At 38.7% G+C, this 1,830-nt stretch carries 3 protein-coding genes; all 3 read left to right on the top strand.

Features of this window, described 5'->3' with window-relative positions; translation table 11 throughout:
- Positions 1-112 precede the first annotated feature (112 nt).
- Entirely contained in the window at positions 113-499 is a 387-nt protein-coding gene (locus tag K5G00_RS29225) for a hypothetical protein (RefSeq protein WP_238770139.1), read from the top strand.
- Between the two features lie 11 nt (positions 500-510).
- Positions 511-834: a 4-fold beta flower protein gene (locus K5G00_RS29220; RefSeq protein ID WP_238770137.1), complete on the top strand. Its 324-nt coding sequence runs from the start codon at positions 511-513 to the stop codon at positions 832-834.
- 168 nt (positions 835-1,002) lie between these two features.
- Positions 1,003-1,695 (top strand): hypothetical protein, encoded by a 693-nt coding sequence (locus K5G00_RS29215; protein WP_238770135.1) that lies wholly within the window; start codon positions 1,003-1,005, stop codon positions 1,693-1,695.
- The last annotated feature ends 135 nt before the right edge of the window (positions 1,696-1,830 follow it).

Below are 1,830 nucleotides of genomic sequence, written 5' to 3'. Positions count from 1 at the left end.
TGGTGTGTCGTTCGCTGGATTCTCGCAACATCGTTCCGTCCTGCCGGACAGGAACGAGCTCCGAAATCCGCAACGACAACTTACAAGTGACCGTTGTGTGCAATTTTAAAAAATGAGAGACACTAACCAAAATATGATTGAATTACTTGATGTCTCAAAGGAGAATAATGTTTTCTCGTCATTGATAAGGCATCAAATTCATGAAGAGTTGTACAAATTAAAATTTGGTATTTTGGTTTCTGACTATGGTCGACTGAAACAAATACTAGAATTTAGACCTTTTGAAAATACAGGAGTTGCTCCTTATAGATACTTTTTTGCAACTTCATATCGCAATGACACTGACAATGAAGATTTAGCCTTTATTTCCGTTCGAGTTGAACAATTGGCTAGACACAAGCAATTTGAATTTAAATTGAGTAAAAAATATATCTCAAACTTACTCTGGTTTTCTCAACTGAAAGATTCGAAAGAAGTAGAAAACCTAATTGAAAAATAAAAGCTTAAACTATGAAATATTTATTTAACTCTTCTGGAAATTGGATTGCATTCAAAATCGGGCGCTATCTATATGGCACCAGTGCAAATTGGATTGGATGGTTCCCGTGGGAAGATGAGCACGCAGTCGACAGAAAGGGTAATTATTTGGGAAGTATATTTGGTGACAGGTTTTATAAAATTAGTGGATTTCCATATCGAGGATATCCGGGTTACCCCGGTTATCCTGGGTACCCTGGCTATCCGGGATATCCTGGCTATGCCGGTTATTCTCCATTAGTAACTGGAACAACTGATTATACACCAGAGGCTTTGAATGCGAAAGCAAAAGATTAAAAATAAAAAAACTGCACACAACAAATTGTAAATTGCATTGCGGGGTTCGTGCGGTGTCGTTCGCTGGATTCTCGTTTCGCAGTTCCGTGTCCTTCGGACAGGAACGCTCTTCGAAATCCGCAACGACAACTTACAAGTGACCGTTAGCGCCAATTTAAATGAACAAGAATGAAGAATTTCTTCAACAAAATATTTAGTAAATCTGACAAAGTGAATAAAAAAACACCTTTGGAGATTTTAGCATATGCTATTTCGGATGCTGGACTTTGGACTTGGTGGGCTGAAAAATTTCCGAATACTTTACAACTTGAGTTTAATGGAACAATGTTGTATTTCCAACCAAAATCGACAAATCAACCACCACCAAACCAAATCGCACTTCAATTCAAAGAGCCTAAATCCGTGACTGTCATCAGAAAAAAGGAGTGTTCACTTTCTGACAATTGGCTTGACGACTTCCATGCAGACAAGCTCGAACCATTTGGAATTAACTATGAATATTTCTCATTCTCAACAAAAGAGATTAAAGACATCATTGAACAAGCTGACGAGTCTAAAACAATATTTGGAGCAAAACTGAATGAGAACGAACTTTCAAATTATAATGTTAGACTTGGCTTTTGGGCAGGAGAAGTTGGACTTGTAGTACTCGCAGACGCAATGAAAATTATGTCACATGACGGAGAAATTCAACTTAACCAAATCCCGGAGAAACATGATAAATGGTGGGAATATTGGAGACAATATTGGGCAGTAATTGACACAGACAAAAAAATGCCATACGACCCAATTTGTGAAATAACAATCCCTGCAACTAAAGAGAACGTTGATAAAATGATAGAAAAATTAAAAGAAGAATAAAAACTGGCGCTAACACAGTACATATTGCAGGGCGGGGTTTGGTGGTACGCCAACTGCGGATTCCCGTTTCGCAGTTCCGTGTCCTTCGGACAGGAACGCTCTCCGAAATCCGCCCCGACAACATGTACCAACCGT

It is taken from the genome of Maribellus maritimus, from assembly GCF_022267315.1.
Taxonomy (GTDB): Bacteria; Bacteroidota; Bacteroidia; order Bacteroidales; family Prolixibacteraceae; genus Draconibacterium; species Draconibacterium maritimum.
Note: the sequence above shows the minus strand (reverse complement) of the source record. Positions and strands in the feature narration are given on the sequence as shown.

Excerpts from the sequence above, each read along its gene's own strand:
- K5G00_RS29215 (WP_238770135.1), top strand. The coding sequence starts at position 1,003 with ATGAAGAATTTCTTCAACAAAATATTTAGTAAATCTGACAAAGTGAAT.
- K5G00_RS29220 (WP_238770137.1), top strand. The coding sequence starts at position 511 with ATGAAATATTTATTTAACTCTTCTGGAAATTGGATTGCATTCAAAATC.
- K5G00_RS29225 (WP_238770139.1), top strand. The coding sequence starts at position 113 with ATGAGAGACACTAACCAAAATATGATTGAATTACTTGATGTCTCAAAG.